Below are 17,808 nucleotides of genomic sequence, written 5' to 3'. Positions count from 1 at the left end.
TCTGTCGCTACTATAATCGATGGTGTAAATTTACTACGTAGAACAGGCAATTGCAAGAAATTTTACTACATTCCCTCCGCCGCCGTCGCCATTTTGCCCGACATGGATGCCAGTGATGCCGGCATGGCCATTATATGCCGTTCGCCGGCGCTGGCGCAGCGTCAGGCTTGTTGTCGGCTTTGCAAAGCAACCATGGTTGCCAGGGAAATTTTCGATTCTCTCCGTCATCATTTGCGCTGTAGCAACAAGCAAATCAAGAAATGCTGTCAGGATCGCCGTTGGCAGCGTAAAGTAGCTTTGAGGAAAGTAAAAAACCGTATAATTCAAGCTCGAATCGATAGCAACTATTGGTTGTATGAAGTTGTACGATATACACTGCACCGTTAGCGCCGGCCATGCCCCAAACCCGCCGTCCGGCGTCCATGCGACGTGCAGTCCGCACTGTCCGCAGCATCAGGGGCGGGCGACTTAACTTTACAAGACGGCTCAAGGGGACACAATGAATTCAATGCAGCAAGATGTCGATGAACGCACCAGCCTGACAGGCAATAATAAATTCGAACTGTTCCTGTTCAAGCTGGGGACCAGTGATCACTCGGCCAGCCGCGAGCTGTTCGGCATCAATGTGTTCAAAGTCCGTGAAATCATGGAAATGCCGGCCATCACGGCGGTGGCTGGCTCGCACCCGCACATGCTGGGCGTGGTCAATATCCGTGGTCAGATCGTTCCCGTGATCGATTTGCCGATGGCGGTCGGCTGCAAGAGCAGCGGTTTGAAGATTCTGATGGTGACGGAATTTGCCCGCTCGACACAGGCGTTTGCCGTGGAAGAGGTCGATGAAATCGTGCGCCTCGAATGGAACCAGGTCCTGTCGGCCGAATCGAGCGTCGGCGGCGGCCTCGTCACCAGCATCGCCCGCCTCGATGGCGACACGGACAAGACACGCCTGGCGCAAGTGCTGGACGTGGAGCAAATCCTGCGCAACGTGCTGCCGTCGGGCGACCCGGACGTGGACGAAAACAGCATCGGCCCGCAAGTGCGCTTGCCGGCCGGCGCCGTGATCCTCGCGGCCGACGATTCCTCGCTGGCCCGCTCGCTGATCGAAAAGGGCCTCGAAGCGATGGGCGTGCCTTTCATCATGACCAAGACGGGCAAGGAAGCGTGGGAGCGCCTGCAGGCGATCTCGGCCCAGGCGGCCACCGAAGGCAAGACGGCAAAAGACAAGGTCGCGCTGGTGCTGACCGACCTGGAAATGCCGGAAATGGACGGCTTTACCTTGACGCGCAACATCAAGAACGATGGCCGCTTCGCCAACATCCCCGTGGTGATCCACTCGTCGCTGACGGGCTCGACCAACGAAGACCATGTCAAGGGCGTGGGCGCCGATGGTTATGTGGCCAAGTTTGTTGCGGCTGAATTGGCGGAAACCATCCGCAAGGTGCTGTCGCGGTAAGCTGAGGCAACTGTAGGTCGGATTAGCGGCGCGCGCCGCGTCATCCGGCGCCAGCATGGCCCATACTGTTGTCGGATTACGCGGGGCCTGCCCCGCTAATCCGACCTACGTGAGCGTAAAAAAAAGCGCCGGCACCCGCGAGGGTCCGGCGCTTTTTCATGTTTGAAACGATTACGCCTGATACAGGTGTTCTGGCTGGCCTGCCACGTCCACGCGCACGGACAACACGTGACCCGTCAGCGGGTAGTCGGCGATTTCTGCTGCCGAGCGGTTGTGGCTGGCGCTGGTGATGTACAGGGTGCGCAGGTCGGGGCCGCCGAATGTCACCATGGTGGGACAGCGCACGGGCACGGTAATTTCGCCCAGTAAATGGCCATCGGGGGCGAAGCGCAAGATCTTGCCGCCTTCAAACATGGCCGACCAGTAATTGCCTTCGCTGTCGACGGCCGCGCCATCGGGGCGCCCGCCGTAATCCAACGCTTTCTTGTCCATGGAAAAGCGCTGGAACGGTTGCGGCGCGGAAATGGCTCCCATGGCTGCGTCGAAGTCGAAGCGGTCGATGCGGTGTGTGGTGGTATCCGCGTGATACATGGTGCGCCCGTCGGGACTGAAGCCCAGGCCGTTCGACACGGTCATGCCGCCCGACCAGACCTTGCGTACTTGACCCTTTTCCAGCACGAACATTTCCGCCGCATCGGCGTTGCGCGGCTCGAAAATCGTGCCGACCCAGAAGCGGCCGGCCGGGTCGACCTTGCCGTCGTTGAAGCGCGTGGTGGCCATGTCGAACGGCGCCGGCGCGATTTCCGCCAGGCTGCCGGTCTTCGTGTCGAGGTGGGCAAAGCCGCTGCGCAGGGCTACGATCAGGCCGCCGCCGGCGTTGATGGCCAGCGCCGACGGTTCCGTCGGCATGTTCCACTGCGCATGCTTGCCGCTGGCCGGGTGCAGCCGGTGCACGGCGCGGCCATCGATGTCGACCCAGTACAGGGCCGCTTCCTTGCCGTGCCATAGCGGGCATTCGCCCACTTGCATGGCTTTGTCGCTGACGACCTTGATTTCGTAAATATTCATAAACCTCAATTAAGTTAATACGCCGCCTTGGCGGCTTTCGCCAGGGCAATCAAGCCATTGGTCGAGCTGTCGTGGTGGTCGGGACGGGCTTCGCCCGTCAGTTCGGCCTGGATTTTCTTGGCCAGCACCTTGCCCAGTTCCACGCCCCACTGGTCGAAACTGTTGACGTTCCACAGGACGCCCTGCACGAAGGTTTTGTGTTCGTACAGCGCGATCAGGGCGCCCAGGGTGGTCGGGGTCAGCTGGTCCATCAAAATGGTGTTGCTGGGGCGGTTGCCGGGGAAAGTCTTGTGCGGTACCAGTGCTTCGATCTCGCTGTCCGCCAAGCCCTGCGCCTGCAGGTCGAGACGCACTTCCTCGGCCGTCTTGCCCGTCATGAAGGCTTCCGACTGGGCGAAGCAGTTGGCCAGCAGGGCGTCGTGGTGGCCGGGCAAGTCGTGCGTGGCGCGCAGGGCGGCGATGAAGTCGATGGGGGTGATGTCCGTGCCCTGGTGCAGCAGCTGGAAATACGCGTGCTGGGCATTCGTGCCGCAATCGCCCCAGATGACGGGGCCGGTCGGCACGTCGACGGGCACGCCATCCTTGGTGACGCGCTTGCCGTTGCTTTCCATGTCCAGCTGTTGCAGGTAGGCGGCAAAGCGGCTCAAATCCTGGTGATACGGCGCGATGGAAACGGAGCCGCAATCGAGGAACTGGCGGTTCCAAAAACCCACCATGGCCAGCACGACGGGCATGTTCTGTTCCAATGGCGCCTGGCGGAAGTGCTGGTCCATCGCATGCGCGCCGGCGAGGAAATCGCTGAAGTATTCAAAGCCCACGGACAGCGCCACGGCCAGGCCGATCGAGGACCAGACGGAATAGCGGCCGCCGACCCAGTCCCAGAACGGGAACATATTGTCCGGCGAAATGCCGAAGTCGACGATGGCTTGCGTGTTGGTCGACACGGCCACAAAATGTTGCGCCAGATCCTTTTCTTTGCCTTCGAGCAGGAACCAGGCGCGCGCCGTGTTGGCGTTGAGCATGGTTTCAGCCGTAACAAAAGTTTTCGACGCCACGATGAACAAGGTGGTTTCCGGATCGACTTTCGATAAAGTCGCTTCCATGTCGTGGCCGTCGACGTTGGAAACGAAGTGCATTTCCAGTCCCGGGTTGGCATAGGAGCGCAGCGCCAGGCACGTCATCTTCGGGCCCAGGTCCGAGCCGCCGATGCCGATGTTGACGATGTCGCAGATGGGCTTGCCCGTGTAGCCGAGCCAGCTGCCATTGCGGACCTTGTCCGTAAATGCCTTGACGCGCTGCAGTACATCTTGCACGTCGGCATCGATATTCTGGCCATCGACGACCAGCTTGGTGCCGCGTGGCGCGCGCAAGGCGGTATGCAGAACGGCCCGATGTTCGGTAAGATTGATTTTCTCGCCGGTAAACATGGCTTCGCGCTGCGCTTCCACGCCGCGCTCGCGGGCCAGGTCCATCAGCAGCGCCATGGCGGTGGCCTCGACCCTGTTTTTCGAGTAATCGAGCAGCAGGCCGGCCGCATCGACCGTCATCGTCGAGAAACGTGCGGGGTCGGCGGCGAACAGCTGGCGCAGATGCACTTCGCGCAGGCTGGCGCTATGCGCTTGCAGGGACTGGAAACTGGCGGTGGCGGTGATGGCAGGAGTAGGTGCTGGCTGGCGCATGGCGGTCGGCTTGGGTGCTTGTCTCGGTTGAAAGGAGCGCGGCGCGTTCGGGGTGGCGAACAGCGGGTCCGGCATTGGTATGAGAATAATACATCAGAAAAACGTAATTTCACTACAGTTTATGACGCGAAGCCGATTTTGTTGTGCTTTTTTTAGCGTTTGTGCCCGTGCCATATAAGAGCTATGTTGACAGCTGCCGCTACGCGATATTTGCCGGGCTTGCCTTGATATGCCGCAATCCGTGGCTTATTTGTGTTATTGGCCCATGCAAGAGTGCTTCTTCTTCACCGTTTTGTAGTAAAATTTCACGAAATACTCATTTTTAAGGAAATCCATATGGCGCTGCATCCAGTAGTCGAATCCGTAACAGCGCGCATCATCGCGCGCAGCCGGCCATCGCGCGGCGCCTATCTGGCGCATCTGGATGCTGCCCGCATCCAGGGCGTGCAGCGCGGCGCCCTGTCGTGCACCAACCTGGCGCACGGCTTTGCCGCCTTTCCCGCCAACGACAAGCTGTCGCTGAAAGAATACAAGAAGCCGTCCGTGGCCATCGTGTCCTCGTACAACGACATGCTGTCGGCGCACCAGCCCTTCGAAGGCTTCCCGCAGATCATCAAGCAAGCCGTGCGCGAAGTGGGCGCCGTCGCCCAGTTCGCCGGTGGCGTGCCCGCCATGTGCGATGGCGTGACGCAGGGCCAGCCGGGCATGGAATTGTCGCTGTTCTCGCGCGACACCATCGCCATGTCGACGGCCGTGGCGCTGTCGCACAATATGTTCGACGCGGCCCTGTACCTGGGCGTGTGCGACAAGATCGTGCCGGGCCTGTTGATCGGCGCGCTGCACTTCGGCCACTTGCCGGCCGTCTTCGTGCCGGCCGGTCCGATGACGTCGGGTCTGTCCAACCAGGAAAAAGCCAAAGTGCGCCAGCTGTATGCGCAAGGCAAGGCCACGCGCGAAGACTTGCTCGAAGGCGAATCGAAAGCCTATCACGGCGCCGGCACCTGTACCTTCTACGGCACGGCGAACAGCAACCAGATGCTGATGGAAGTGATGGGCCTGCACTTGCCGGGCGCCGCCTTCATCACGCCGAACACGCCGCTGCGCGATGCGCTGACCAGGGCCGCCGCCCAGCGCGCCGCCGTCATCACGGCGCAAAGCGCCAGCTACCTGCCGGTCGGCCATATCGTCGACGAGAAATGTATCGTCAACGCCGTCGTGGGCTTGCTGGCCACGGGCGGTTCGACCAACCACACCCTGCACCTGGTGGCGATCGCCAAGGCGGCCGGCATCGTCATCGACTGGAACGATTTCAATGAACTGTCGGCCATCGTGCCGATGCTCACGCGCATCTACCCGAACGGCGACGCCGACGTGAACCATTTCCACGCGGCCGGCGGCACAGGTTACCTGATCCGCGAATTGCTCGACGCGGGCTTGCTGCACGAGGATGTCAACACCATCCTGGGCCATGGCTTGCGCGCGCACTGCATGGAGCCGTTCCTCGGCGAAGACGGCAAGGTCTTCTGGAAAGACGCGCCGGCCGCCAGCGCCGACGAGAACGTGCTGCGCCCCGCCTCGAATCCGTTCGCGCCGGACGGCGGCATGGTCCTGGTGGCGGGTAACCTGGGCCGCGCCGTGATGAAGGTGTCGGCCGTCAAGCCGCAGCACCGCACGGTCGAAGCGCCTGCCTTGGTGTTCAATTCGCAGGAAGATTTCATGGCCGCCTACAAGGCGGGATCCTTGGACCGCGACTTTGTCGCCGTGCTGCGCTTCCAGGGCCCGCGCGCCAACGGCATGCCGGAACTGCATGCGCTGACCCCCGCGCTGGCCAACTTGCAGGATGCGGGCCGCCACGTGGCGCTGGTCACCGATGGCCGCATGTCGGGCGCGTCGGGCAAGGTGCCGGCCGCCATCCACGTCTCGCCTGAAATCCTCGCCGGCGGCCCGCTGGGCCTGGTGCGCGACGGCGACATCATCCGCCTCGACGCCTTCACCGGCGTGCTCGAGGCGCTGGTGCCGGCCGACGTCTGGCACGCGCGTGCGCTGGTCACGGCCGATTTGTCGCCGAACCACGTCGGCATGGGCCGCGAGCTGTTTTCCATGTTCCGTTCCACCGTCAGCGCGGCGGAAGAGGGTGCCACCACCTTCGGCCTGCCGTCGCCGATTCCCACCACCGTCGCCTTGCACGACGCCGACAATGTCGGCGATACCGTACCGGGTTCCGATGAAGACTTTTTGGCTAGGAAATAAGAGATGACCATGACACTACTGGAAATTATGCGCACCTCGAGCGTGATCCCCGTGATTGCGATCGACGATCCTGAACACGCCGTACCGCTGGCGCGCGCGCTGGTGGCGGGCGGCATCCGCGTGCTGGAAGTGACCCTGCGCACCAAGCACGGTCTCGAAGCGATCCGCGCCATGTCGGCCGTGCCGGGCGCCATCGTCGGCGTGGGCACCTTGACCCGTCCCGAGGAATTCGCGCAGGCGCGCGATGCGGGCGCCGTCTTCGGCGTCTCGCCGGGCCTGACGTCGGCCCTGGTGGCGGCGGCGAAAAGCAGCGGCCTGCCCCTGCTGCCGGGCGTGATGACGCCGGGCGAAGTGATGGCGGCGCGTGAAAACGGCTTCCAGCAGCTGAAACTGTTCCCGGCCGTGCCGGCCGGCGGCATCGGCATGCTCAACGCGATCTACGGCCCGCTGCCGGACATCACGTTCTGCCCGACGGGCGGCATCTCGCAAGAGACGGCGTCGCAGTTCCTGGCGTGCAAGAACGTCGCCTGCGTGGGCGGCTCGTGGCTGACGCCGAAAGACGCGATCGCGGCAGGCAACTGGGACCGCATCACGGAAATCGCGAAGGCAGCCAGCGGCCTGCGTTCGGTTTAGTCGTTTGAGTCGTACCTGGCATACGCTATTGTCAGGTACTAGCAGTTATAGTATGCGGCAAGCTTGCATGCTTGCCGTTTCTTTCTTCCGACGGAGTGCCATGCGCGTCTTGCGCCGCCCCCTCACCATCGGCGAAACCGCCATGGCCCGCAGCGTCTTCCAGGGCGCCATCGACTACGCGCGCGTGCGCGTCGTGCGCGGCTCCTTCCTCCCGTTCGGCTTGCAGGACCAGAACACGGCGATGGCGCCGCGCGGCAGCCTGCATTTCATGCCGGCCCAGTACCGCGACGATTTTTCCCGCGAAGGCAATGGCGGCAAGCTGTTCTTCATCCACGAAATGGTGCACGTGTGGCAGTACCAGCTCGGCTACAGCGTGCTGCTGCATGGCGTGCTGCTGGCGCTGCGCGGCGGCTACATCGGGCAGCGCGCCTACCGCTACGATGCGCAGGCAGGCGGCATCCTGTCCGACTTCAACATGGAGCAGCAGGGCGACATCATCGCCCACTACTTCGGCGCGCGCCAGCTGGGCATTCCCGCCTACGTGGCCAAGCTGCCGCAGCTGCAGGACATCCTGCAAGGCTTCCTGCTCGACCCCGCCGACCGCCGCCTGCTGCCGCGCTGATGCCGCCGCGGATGCCACTGCTACGGTGCCGTGTTCGACGCCAGGCGCACGTCCGGCGCGCGCAGGCTGGCCGCCGCATCCTTGCCCAGCAATAGACGCAGGTCGGCGCCCGCGCCGATGCCACCGTCGTCCGCCGCTTGCAGCTGCGGCATGCCGCCCAGGGCCAGTGCCAGGGCGGCGGCCGCCTGCGCATGGCCGGGACGGTAGATGATGCTGCTGGCCTGGACACCGTACGGCCGCTGGTTGGCCAGCCGCAGCACGCTGATGCCCATGCCGCCCAGCATGCCGCGCATGCGCGCCGCCATGCCCGTTGCGCCATTGCCGTTGATGACTTCCAGCCGTGGCAGAGGTGCCGCCGGCGCCACCGGTTTTGCCGGGACTGGCACGGTGGTGCGCGCCGCCAAGGGAGCGTCGCGCCAGCTCAGCGTGAAGATATTCGGCTGCAACTGCGTCAGCTGCAGGCGGCTGGCAGGCGTCGTTGGCGCCGGCGCCAGGTCGGGCGCGATGGCGTCCGCGGTGGCATCGACCGCATCGACCGTCCCTATGCTGCGCGCCAGCGCCGCGATGGCCAGTTCCAGGTTGGCGCGCGCCGGCTGCTGGCCGTTGTCGAGCTGCAGCGACTGGCGCAGCACGCTCGCCGCCTGGGCATACTCTCCCTGCAGGTACAGCACGTAGCCGAGGTTGTTGTACGTCCTGGCCGTCGGCGCTTCGCTGCTCAGCGCCTGCAGCATGGTGCGCGCCGTTTCCAGCTGGCCCAGCTGCGCGTGCAGCACGGCGGCGCCATTGCGCGCGTCGGGCGAGTCGGGCTCAAGCAGCAGGGCTTCGCGGTAGGCGGCCAGCGCCGCGCGCGCGTCTCCCAGTGCCTGCAGGCGTTTGCCCAGCTTGCAGAAAGCGGCCGCGCGGGTGGCGCGACTGTCATCGCTGCGCGCCTGGGGCGGCGCAGCATGATTGGCCTGGCTGTGCGGGCTGGCCGGGCCGGGCAGGTGACCGCAGGCGGGCAGCAGGCCGGCGCAGGCGAGCATGAGCATCAGGGTGGTGGGCTGTGACATGGCGGTTCTCCGGTCAGCTGCCGCTGCCCATGCTGGGCAGGAGCACGCGGTAGATTTGCAGGAAGGCCGGTCCCATCAGGACGACCAGCAGCGAAGGGAAGATGAAGAAGATCAGCGGGAACAGCAGCTTGAGGGCGATCTTCGCCGCTTCTTCCTCGGCCATCTGGCGGCGCTTGGTGCGCAGCTGGTCCGACTGCACGCGCAGCGAGGCGGCGATGCTGGTGCCGAAGCGCTCGGCCTGGATCAGCATGGCCACCAGCGCGTCGACATCCTCGACGCCCGTGCGCAGGGCCAGGTTGCGCAGCGCCCGCTCCTTGGTGTTGCCGGCGCGCAGTTCCAGCATCACCAGATGCAGTTCCTCGGCCAGCACGGCGCTTTTCAGGGCGATTTCCGCCGCCACGCGGGCCAGCGCCGCATCCATGGCCAGGCCCGCTTCCACGCACACCGTCATCAAGTCCAGTGCATCGGGAAAGCTTTCGAAGATATCGCGCTGGCGCCGCTTGATCATTTGTTGCAGGACGAAGTTGGGCAGGTAGTAGCCGACGGCGGCCACGATCAGCAGCCAGAACAGCAGCGCCTTGCCCGCCATCTGGCTGCCCGAGGCGCTCAATCCCAGGAACAGCAGCAGGGGCAGGCCGATGGCCAGCATGGTCTTGGCGGAAAAGAACAGGATGGGCGCCGACGCCTGGCGCAGGCCGGCATTCATGAAGCGCCGACGCATCACGGAGCCTTCCCAGCCCTGGTCGGGCAGCGACAGTTTGGCCAGCGGGCCGCTCAGGCGCACCATGCGCGCCAGCCAGGGGCTGGGCGCCGATGCGCCGGGCGCCGCCGCGCTCTTGCCGGTGGCGTTGTCCATGCGCTGGCGCAGGGGATCGGGGGCAAAGCTGCGCATGGCCACCAGCACGGTGCCGAAGACGGCGATGAAGAGCAGGGCGAGAAAAGCGATATGCACGGGATTCATGAGGGTTCTCCTAGCGGGCTCAGACGCGGATGCGGATGATATTGCGCATGACCAGGACGCCGCACGCCATCAGCAGCAGGGCGCCGACGAGCATCTTGCGTCCACCCGGGTCAACGAACAGCATTTCCAGGAACTGCGGATTGGTCAGGTGGATCATGGCCGCCGCGCCGAAGGGCAGCAGCGACAGGATCCAGGCCGACAGCCTGCCTTCGGCCGACAGCACGCGCACCTGTCCCAGCAGCTTGATGCGCTCGCGGATGATGCGGCTGATGCTGTCGAGCAGTTCGGCCAGGTTGCCGCCCGTTTCGCGCTGGATCAGCACGGCGATGACGAAATAGCGCAAGTCCGTGCTGGGCACGCGCGTGGCCAGGTTCATCAGGGCGTCCTGCATGGCGATGCCGAAATTGACTTCGTCGAATGTGGCGCGAAATTCCAAGGCCAGCGGCGCGTTCATTTCATCGCCGACCATTTTCAGGGCGGTGGGGAAGGCGTGGCCGGCGCGCAGGGCGCGCGCCATCAGGTCCAGCGCATCGGGCAATTGCTGCTCGATGCGCTGCAGGCGCTTGGCCTTGGCGCGCAAGACCGCCAGCAGCGGCAGCAGGGCCGCGCCGGCCACCAGCGGCAGGCGCAGCAGCCACGGCACGCTGAAGTAGCTGAGCAGCAAAAACGCGGCGCCGGACGAGGCCAGCATCACGCCGGCGAAGCTGGCCACGCTCCAGCTCAGGCCCGACTGTTCCAGCAGGCGGTCGAGCGCATGCACGCGGGGCACGCTGAGCAGCACGCGCTGCAGCGCCGGGGTCTCACTGAGCAGGCGCTTCTTGATCATCGAGCTGCCCGTGTCGCCATGCGCGCCGGCCGACATGATGCGCAGGCGGCGCGCCACCCTTTCCGCTTCCGGGCCGCGCGAGGTGTTCCACGCCAGGTACAGGCCCTCGATCAGCAGCACCACGGCGATGAAGGTGAGGATGGCGAATACGTAATAGAGATAGTCCATGATGCTCCCCTTAATGGTACTGGCGGGCGGGATCGAACAGGGTTTCCGGCAGGCTGATGCCGAAGGCGCGCAGGCGTTCCAGGAAATGCGGCCGCACGCCGCTGGCATGGAAATGTCCCTGCACCGTGCCGTCCTCGCCGATGCCGGTCTGGCGGAAGGTGAAGATTTCCTGCATGGTGATCATCTCGCCTTCCATTCCCGTGATTTCCTGGATCGAGATGATCTTGCGCTTGCCGTCCGTCAGGCGCGCCACCTGCACCACCACGCTGATGGCCGAACTGATCTGCTGGCGCATGGCCTTCACGGGCAGGCCCGCCGAGGCCATGCTGATCATGTTTTCCAGCCGCGTCAGCGCGTCGCGCGGGGTGTTCGCGTGGATGGTGGCCATCGATCCTTCATGGCCCGTGTTCATGGCGCCCAGCATGTCGAGCGCCTCGGCGCCGCGCACCTCGCCGAGGATGATGCGGTCGGGGCGCATGCGCAGCGCGTTGCGCACCAGCGCGCGCTGCGTCACTTCGCCCTTGCCCTCGATGTTCGGCGGGCGCGTTTCCAGGCGCACCACGTGCGGCTGCTGCATCTGCAGTTCGGCCGCGTCCTCGATGGTGACGATGCGTTCGGCCGTGCTGATGAAACCGGAAATCGCATTGAGCATGGTGGTCTTGCCGCTGCCCGTGCCGCCCGAGATCAGGATGTTGACCTTGGCCTTGCCCAGCGCCTGCAGGGTGGTGCTCATTTCTTCCGTCAGGCTGTGCTTGAGCATCAGGTCGGCCAGGCGCAGGGGCTGGGCCGAGAAGCGCCGGATCGACATCACGGGGCCGTCGATGGCCAGCGGCGGGATGATGGCGTTCACGCGCGAGCCGTCGGGCAGGCGCGCGTCGACCATGGGGCTCGATTCGTCGATGCGCCGCCCCACGCGCGAGACGATCTTGTCGATGATCTTCATCAGGTGGGCGTCGTCGGTGAAGCAGACGTCGCTCAGTTCCAGGCGGCCGTGGCGCTCGACATACACCTGGCGGCAGGTGTTGACGAGGATATCGGACACGCTGGGATCGGCCAGCAGCGGTTCGAGCGGGCCGAAGCCGAGCACCTCGTCCTGGATGTCGCGGATCAGCGAGCGCCGTTCCAGCTCGTTGATCACGACATTGTCTTCCGTGAGCACGTCGCTGACGAGGAGTTTGAGCTCTTCGCGGATCTGCTCGCGCGACAGGCGCTGCATGCCTTCCAGGTCGACGCGGTCGAGCAGCGCCTGGTGCGTGCGGTGCTTGAGTTGCTGGTAGCTGTGACTGGCTGCGCCCTGGTGCGCGGCATCGTCGTTCAGGCTGGCGTCATCCTGGGCATAGCCCAGGCGGTCCCGCAGGGTGAGTTTTTCGGCAGTCATGGTCGGTCTCCGGTGTATGGGGGGATCTGGTTGGAACCTCAGGCACGCGCCAGCAGCCGCGCCACCCAGCCTTGCGCGGCGGGCGGGGTTTCGCCGGCCAGGCTGGCGGCCAGTTCCTGCAGGGCGCGCGAAACGGGATTGTGCGGCGCCAGCTTGAGGATGGGCACGCCCTGGCTGACGGAGGCCGCCACGCCCTCGTAGTGGTTGGGGATGGACTTGTAGACGTGCTTGCCATACGCCGCTTCCAGGTCGGCCACGCGGATGCTGTCGCTGCTGGCATAGCGGTTCAGGATCAGGCGGATCTTGTCTTCGCGGTAGCCGAGGCCGCGGAACACGTCGAGCAGGCGCTTGCCGTCGCGCACATACGGCAACGTTGCCTGCAGCACGGGGAAGATCAGGTCGGCCCGGTCCAGCGCGCGCACGCTGACGGCATCGAGACCGCGTCCCACGTCGAGCACGATGTAGTCGTACTGGCTGCGCGCCAGGGTCAGCAGCCGGTCGATATGGTCGGCCTCGACGTCGCTCGCATGGGCGGGATCGTCGGCGGCGGCCAGCACGCTGTAGGCGGGCGTGATCTGGATCATGCTGGCGCTGAGCAGCGAGGCGTCGAGACGCACGATCTGCTGCGACAGCTGCGACAGGGTGGTGGCTGGCTTGTGGTCCGAGACGAACAGGGCGGCGTCGCCGAACTGCAGGTTCAGGTCGAACAGCGCCACCTTGCGCTGTTCGCCGGCGGCCAGCGCGTAGCCGAGGTTGGCGGCGATGAAGGTGGCGCCGCTGCCGCCCTTGCACGAGACGAAGGCCAGCACCTGGCCCTTGCGCGTGACCTGCTTCTGCAGTTTTTCCTCGATGCGGCGCAAGGCGGCGCACAGGGCCGCGTCGTCGTCGGGCTGCAGCACTTCGCGCACGCCGGCGCGCATCGAGCGCAGCAGGAATTGCGGACTTTGCTGCGGACATTGCACGATGATCGCCAGGTTCGGATGGCGCCCGCCCAGCAGCTCCAGCCGTTCCAGTTCCGCCTCGCCCGTCTGCTCCTGCTCCAGCAGCAGCAGGTCCGGCGTGACGCCGTTGTCGAACAGATCCGGTATGCTCGCCAGCAGGGTGACGCGGTCGGCCGCGCTGCGCTCGCGCAGCAGGCGGGTAAGCCGCTTGAGCTGGGCTTCATTCTTCGAGACGATGACGATATTCACTTGGTACTCCCCGGTAAAGGCGTTCAGTTGATCTGGAAGCCCAGGCTTTCGGCGTGCATGACCACCACCGAGGCTGGCACGGCGATATTGAGAAAACCGAACAGGCTGACCATCGGCGTATAGCTGACGTTATCGATCGATACGCGCACGCTGTCGATGCAGCTGGCCGTGCGCGTGTTGTCGCCGCAGGCCGACAGGTTGTCGCCCGGATCGAGCGGCGGCAAGGTCACTTCGGCGCCGCTCTTGTTCAGGTAGCGGATGGTGATGTTGGCGGCCGTGACTTCGGGCGCGGCCGGCAGGGCCGTGCCGCCGAACAGGGCCAGCGTCTTGACGGCGTCGGTCTGGTCGATCCAGCGCACCACCGCTTCGCGCGCGGCGCGGCGGCTCACTTCCTGCACCGTGTTGTACAGGTACAGCATGCGGCCGAATTCGAGGATGCCGAACAGCAGGGTGAAAAACAGCAGCGCCACCAGGGCGAATTCGACGGCGGCGGCGCCGCGCTGGCGGCCGGCGCAGGGTGCGGGAGGAAGGCGGTGGCGCATGGCGTTCTCCTTACAGCATGTAGCGCATGGTGGTGCGCGGTGCGAGCGGCGTCGCATAGGTGCTGGCCGCGCCGATCACGAAGGGCAGGTACTGGCCCACCGACAGCGTGTAGTTGACGACTTCGACGCGGATGCCGCCCGGCGCCGTGCCATCGGCGCAGCTGCTGTCGTTGAAGCTGGCGTCCAGGCAGGTGACCGTCACGTTGGCCGTGGTGAAGTCGCTGATGCCGGCGCTGACGGCCGCATCGGCCACCGTCTGTTTGGCCGCCGGCACGCCCTGCGAGGCGATGGCTGCCTTGGCCTTGACGGACATGTTGCGCGCCGCGTCGCGCGTGGCCTTGTTCAGCGCGTCGTAGTACCAGAAGGCGCGGCCGAAGCCGAAGATGCCGGCCAGCAGGGTGATCAGCAGGGCCAGCACGATGCCGAATTCGACGGCGGCGCCGCCGCGCTGCCGGAGAGGGGAGTTGGGGGTACGCATGGCCGCCTCACTTGTAGAGTTTGATTTCGGAATTCGGCACGGGTTCGATCAGGCCCGCGAACTCGACGTCGAGGCGCTTGGTGCCGCCGCTGAAATCGGCTTTCATCGTCATGAAGAATTTGCCGATGCCCACCGCGTTCATGGTGCCGCACGAGGCCGGCCCGACGGGCGCCGTGCGGCAGTCGACCAGCACCACGTTGAGGATGCGCCGGTTGCGCTGGCCGGGATGCGCCACCGATGGCGCCTGGAACGTGGGGCCGCTGGTCTGGTTGTACGGCGACGGCGGCGTGCCGGCGGCGAAGCTGGCGCCAGCCGTGACGGGGTAGCTGGCCGTGTCGAAGTAATTCGCCTTGGCCGTGCTGTACATGGGATTGGCGTTGCCGTCCGTGACGCTGTAGGCCGCGCCGGCCTTGGCCGGGGTGGCGCCGTTGCTTTGGTAGGCGGGGCCGTACGACCACAGCACGCCGTAGCCGGCGAACTGCGCGAACGTCGCCGACGGCGCCGGGACGGGGCCGGCTGACGGCAGCTGGTAATTCGGCTTGTTGCCGGCCAGGCTGACCGACTGCTGGCTGGGCAAGGTGCTGGCGCCCGGCTGCATCCAGCCGGTGGGCGGCGAGTTGGCGGCGCTGGCGGCGCACGGCGACGCGGCGCCCACGCATGGGTATTCCTTGATGTTGGTGTCGGGCGGCGCCGACACGGGGTCGCACACGGATGGCCCGCCGTAGTCGTCGAAGCGCGAGTTGAGCGAGGCGGCCAGCGAGGCCGTCATGCCCGTGTTCGTGTATACCTGGCCCGTGCCGCTGGTGATGACGGCGCTGCTGCCCGTGCACATGAACGGCGCGGTGGAGGCGGCGCTCGAATGCGAGGCGCTGCAGCTGCCGGGCGGGGCATCGACCGGGTTGATCAGGTAGGGATCGGACGGGCCGCCCAGCGGATTGAGGCCGAACAGGTTGTAGGTGACGCCGCGGCGAAAGCCGAATTCGACCAGTTCCGTCAGGCCCGTGCCGGCCGGCGAGGCCGGATACGTGTATTGCGCCGTCTTGTTGGCCGGGTCGACGGCGCACACGCCGATCGGCGTGACGTCGTTGACGAAGCGGCCCGCCACGGCCACGCCCGAGGTGCTGGTGCTGGCGATGCCGGCGATGCCCATCAGGTAGGTGGCGAAGGTCTTGCTGCCCGTGTCGACCTGGATGAAGGTCATTCCCTGCGGGCTGGTGCGGGCGCTGGCGCCGGACGACCAGGGACCGTCCGGGCTGGGGCCAAAGCTGATGTTGGCGGCCGTGATGGTCAAGGTGGTGGAAAAGTCGTAGCGGTTCTTTTGCGCGATGGCGATGGCCTTCGTCTGCGCGTTGTCGATGCCGGCGGCGCTCTGATTGAGTTCCACGGCGCCCGCCAGGGCGGCGCTGTCGGCGCCGTTCTGCAGTTCCGTCTTGGCGATGTACAGGTGGCCCAGGTCGAGCACCAGGCCGCCCATGGCGAACAGCACCACCAGGGTCAGCCCCAGCACGATGGCGATCGTGCCCTGCTGCTTGTCGTGCCTGCGAAATGCGGTGTTCATGGCGGTCTCCTGGTGGCTTGGGGGGAGTGCGTCGCGAAACTGGCGCCTACTGGCGTCCGCCCACGCCGATGGTGAAGACGTTCGGCTGCGGTTCCGGCGCCGCGAACGATTTCTGGTAGCGCTGGTAGGCGCTGGCGCCGGCCTTGCCGTCGATGCCGCTGACGGGGTTGGCATTGCGGTAGGCGTCCGGATACATGATCTGCTGCGCCTTGAGCAGGGCCACCGATTCGCCGAAGTGCGAATCGAGCACGGGCGTGGTGGTGGCGGCGCAGCCGGCCAGCAGCGACAGCAGCGACAGCAGGGTGGCGCAAGGCAGGCAATGTGCGGTTTTCATGGTGTTCTCCTATTTGAGGTCGAAGCCGGCGGCAGCGGGCTGGGGCGCGGCCGCTTGCGGCTGCATGGGGGCCGATGGTGCCGGCGCTGCGGGGGCGGGTGCGTCGCCTTCCATTTTTCCCTGCATGAACATGTCGCCGCGCGTCGGCTGGATGTAGCCGTCGGTGGGCAGCTTGTAGTCGGCCGGCAGCGGCTTGACCAGGTGCGGCGTGATGATGAAGACCAGTTCCGAGCGGTCCGTCTGGAAGTCCGTGCTGCGGAACAGGGCGCCCAGCACGGGCACTTCGCCCAGTCCTGGCAGGGCTTTGATGTTGCTGGTCACGTTGTTCTTGATCAGGCCGCCGATGGCGAAGCTCTGGCCGTCGAACAGCTGCACCGTGGTGGTGGCGCGCCGCGTCGTAAACGAGGGCAGGATGGCCGTGGCCGAGATGCCGGTGGCGGTGATGCCGATGCCGTCCTTGTTCAGGTCCGACACTTCCGGCGCCACCTTCAGGTTGATGCGTCCGCCATCGAGCACGGTGGGGGTGAACTTCACGGCCACGCCGAACTCCTTCTCTTCCAGCGTGATGGTGGGCACGCCGTTATTGTTGCTCTGGCTGACAGGGATGAAGATCTTGCCGCCGGCCAGGAAGCTCGCCTCCTGGCCGCTGATGGCCATGATGTTCGGTTCGGCCAGCACCTTGATCAGGCCATCGCGCTTCTGCGCGTCGAGGTTGAAGAAGTTGTTCTTGCTGGCGCCGCTCAAGCCGCTGGGATTGTTGCTGAGCAGGCTGGACAGCAGCGAATACGACCAGCTGCCGATGGTCTTGTTGATGCCCAGGCTGGCGCCCAGCTGGTCCACCAGCACCTTCGACACTTCGGCCACCTTCACTTCCAGCATCACTTGCTGCGGCGCGGCGATCGACAGCAGGTTGATCACGCGCGGCATGGCCGCATCGGGCGTGGCGGCGGGGGCGGGAGCGGCGGCGCCTGCGGCTGGCGCGGCGCCGGAGGCGGCGCTGCCGCTGCGGGCGCTGCGCTGCACATAGGCGTTGGCCAGCGACAGGGCCTGGTCGGCCTTGACGACGTCGCTGACCATGCCCGACAGGATCAGGGTGTCGCCCGCCACCGTGACGTGGATCTTTTCGTTCGGCAGCAGCTCGGCCATGCGTGCCTGCAGGCTGCTGCTGTCGATGCCGACGGCCAGGTCGATGATGGTGGCGTCATTGCTCTTGTTCCACAGGATCAGGTTGGTGGTGCCGACGGAACGCCCCAGCAGGTACACCTCGTTGGGATTGAGCAGGATGACGTCGGCGATGCGCGGGTCGCCGACGGACATGCGGCTGGCGGCGAACGGCAGCCGCATCAGCGTCGACTTGCCCTCGGCCAGGCTCATTTGCGGCGCCATCTCGGTGCGGCCGGCGCGCGATTCGCTTTGCGGCGGCGTGGCCTTGGGGCGGGCGGCGGCGCGGTTGCTCCTGGCGGTGCCGGTGTCGGCGGCAACGGCGGTGGCGGCAGCGGCGACGGGTTCGCCGCGTGCCTGGGGCGCCAGGGCGCCGATCATGGCGAGGGCAAGCGCCAGGCTGAGTACCCGGCTTTCGCTTGCTGTGCAATATGTGCTCATGGCATGACTCCTCTGGT

17 protein-coding genes are annotated in these 17,808 nt (G+C 65.6%); 4 read left to right on the top strand and 13 right to left on the bottom strand.

The features are described from left to right. Nucleotides 1-33: 33 nt before the first annotated feature. A complete protein-coding gene (locus ACQ4W4_RS04125; RefSeq protein ID WP_436540886.1) occupies nucleotides 34-327 on the bottom strand; it encodes a hypothetical protein in 294 nt (97 codons plus the stop codon). 172 nt (nucleotides 328-499) lie between these two features. On the opposite strand from ACQ4W4_RS04125, the gene ACQ4W4_RS04120 reads away from it, so the two are divergent. Next, nucleotides 500-1,453: a chemotaxis protein gene (locus tag ACQ4W4_RS04120; RefSeq protein ID WP_436540885.1), complete on the top strand. Its 954-nt coding sequence runs from the start codon at nucleotides 500-502 to the stop codon at nucleotides 1,451-1,453. Nucleotides 1,454-1,624: 171 nt separating this feature from the next. On the opposite strand, the gene ACQ4W4_RS04115 is transcribed toward ACQ4W4_RS04120, so the two are convergent. Both ACQ4W4_RS04115 and pgi read right to left on the bottom strand, forming a co-directional pair. After that, entirely contained in the window at nucleotides 1,625-2,521 is an 897-nt protein-coding gene (locus ACQ4W4_RS04115) for an SMP-30/gluconolactonase/LRE family protein (protein ID WP_436540884.1), read from the bottom strand. Between the two features lie 14 nt (nucleotides 2,522-2,535). Beyond that, nucleotides 2,536-4,200, bottom strand: coding sequence for a glucose-6-phosphate isomerase (gene pgi / locus ACQ4W4_RS04110; protein ID WP_436540883.1), 1,665 nt, complete (start codon nucleotides 4,198-4,200; stop codon nucleotides 2,536-2,538). A 336-nt stretch (nucleotides 4,201-4,536) separates the two neighbouring features. Between pgi and edd the strand changes: the two genes are divergently transcribed. The 3 genes from edd (at nucleotide 4,537) to ACQ4W4_RS04095 (ending at nucleotide 7,705) form a co-directional block, all read left to right on the top strand. Next, the gene (edd, locus tag ACQ4W4_RS04105) at nucleotides 4,537-6,450 is read left to right on the top strand and encodes a phosphogluconate dehydratase (protein ID WP_436540882.1); all 1,914 of its coding nucleotides are present in this window, start codon (nucleotides 4,537-4,539) and stop codon (nucleotides 6,448-6,450) included. 3 nt (nucleotides 6,451-6,453) lie between these two features. After that, the gene (gene eda, locus ACQ4W4_RS04100) at nucleotides 6,454-7,083 is read left to right on the top strand and encodes a bifunctional 4-hydroxy-2-oxoglutarate aldolase/2-dehydro-3-deoxy-phosphogluconate aldolase (RefSeq protein ID WP_289903953.1); all 630 of its coding nucleotides are present in this window, start codon (nucleotides 6,454-6,456) and stop codon (nucleotides 7,081-7,083) included. Nucleotides 7,084-7,183: 100 nt separating this feature from the next. Beyond that, nucleotides 7,184-7,705, top strand: a complete 522-nt coding sequence (locus ACQ4W4_RS04095; protein WP_436540881.1) for a Rhs element Vgr protein — start codon at nucleotides 7,184-7,186, stop codon at nucleotides 7,703-7,705. 20 nt (nucleotides 7,706-7,725) lie between these two features. On the opposite strand, the gene ACQ4W4_RS04090 is transcribed toward ACQ4W4_RS04095, so the two are convergent. Genes ACQ4W4_RS04090 through ACQ4W4_RS04045 form a run of 10 tightly spaced genes read right to left on the bottom strand, consistent with a single transcriptional unit; the run spans nucleotide 7,726 to nucleotide 17,791 of the window. Next, a complete protein-coding gene (locus ACQ4W4_RS04090) occupies nucleotides 7,726-8,754 on the bottom strand; it encodes a LytR C-terminal domain-containing protein (protein WP_436540880.1) in 1,029 nt (342 codons plus the stop codon). Nucleotides 8,755-8,767: 13 nt separating this feature from the next. Next, nucleotides 8,768-9,715 (bottom strand): type II secretion system F family protein, encoded by a 948-nt coding sequence (locus ACQ4W4_RS04085; protein WP_436540879.1) that lies wholly within the window; start codon nucleotides 9,713-9,715, stop codon nucleotides 8,768-8,770. Between the two features lie 19 nt (nucleotides 9,716-9,734). Next, the gene (locus tag ACQ4W4_RS04080; protein WP_436540878.1) at nucleotides 9,735-10,709 is read right to left on the bottom strand and encodes a type II secretion system F family protein; all 975 of its coding nucleotides are present in this window, start codon (nucleotides 10,707-10,709) and stop codon (nucleotides 9,735-9,737) included. A gap of 10 nt (nucleotides 10,710-10,719) precedes the next feature. Continuing rightward, the gene (locus ACQ4W4_RS04075; protein WP_436540877.1) at nucleotides 10,720-12,087 is read right to left on the bottom strand and encodes a TadA family conjugal transfer-associated ATPase; all 1,368 of its coding nucleotides are present in this window, start codon (nucleotides 12,085-12,087) and stop codon (nucleotides 10,720-10,722) included. Between the two features lie 38 nt (nucleotides 12,088-12,125). Beyond that, complete coding sequence (locus tag ACQ4W4_RS04070; RefSeq protein ID WP_436540876.1) at nucleotides 12,126-13,277, bottom strand: CpaE/TadZ family protein; 1,152 nt, start codon at nucleotides 13,275-13,277, stop codon at nucleotides 12,126-12,128. Nucleotides 13,278-13,300: 23 nt separating this feature from the next. After that, nucleotides 13,301-13,819, bottom strand: a complete 519-nt coding sequence (locus tag ACQ4W4_RS04065; protein WP_436540875.1) for a TadE/TadG family type IV pilus assembly protein — start codon at nucleotides 13,817-13,819, stop codon at nucleotides 13,301-13,303. Nucleotides 13,820-13,829: 10 nt separating this feature from the next. After that, on the bottom strand, nucleotides 13,830-14,297 hold the full coding sequence (locus tag ACQ4W4_RS04060) for a TadE/TadG family type IV pilus assembly protein (protein ID WP_436540874.1): 468 nt from the start codon (nucleotides 14,295-14,297) through the stop codon (nucleotides 13,830-13,832). A 7-nt stretch (nucleotides 14,298-14,304) separates the two neighbouring features. Further along, on the bottom strand, nucleotides 14,305-15,855 hold the full coding sequence (locus ACQ4W4_RS04055; RefSeq protein WP_436540873.1) for a pilus assembly protein TadG-related protein: 1,551 nt from the start codon (nucleotides 15,853-15,855) through the stop codon (nucleotides 14,305-14,307). A 46-nt stretch (nucleotides 15,856-15,901) separates the two neighbouring features. Then, entirely contained in the window at nucleotides 15,902-16,189 is a 288-nt protein-coding gene (locus tag ACQ4W4_RS04050; protein WP_436540872.1) for a pilus assembly protein, read from the bottom strand. Between the two features lie 9 nt (nucleotides 16,190-16,198). Further along, the gene (locus ACQ4W4_RS04045) at nucleotides 16,199-17,791 is read right to left on the bottom strand and encodes a type II and III secretion system protein family protein (RefSeq protein WP_436540871.1); all 1,593 of its coding nucleotides are present in this window, start codon (nucleotides 17,789-17,791) and stop codon (nucleotides 16,199-16,201) included. Between the last annotated feature and the right edge of the window lie 17 nt (nucleotides 17,792-17,808).

The sequence above is a fragment of the Janthinobacterium glycogeni genome, from assembly GCF_051380725.1.
In the GTDB taxonomy this organism is placed as follows: Bacteria; Pseudomonadota; Gammaproteobacteria; order Burkholderiales; family Burkholderiaceae_D; genus Janthinobacterium.
Note: the sequence above shows the minus strand (reverse complement) of the source record. Positions and strands in the feature narration are given on the sequence as shown.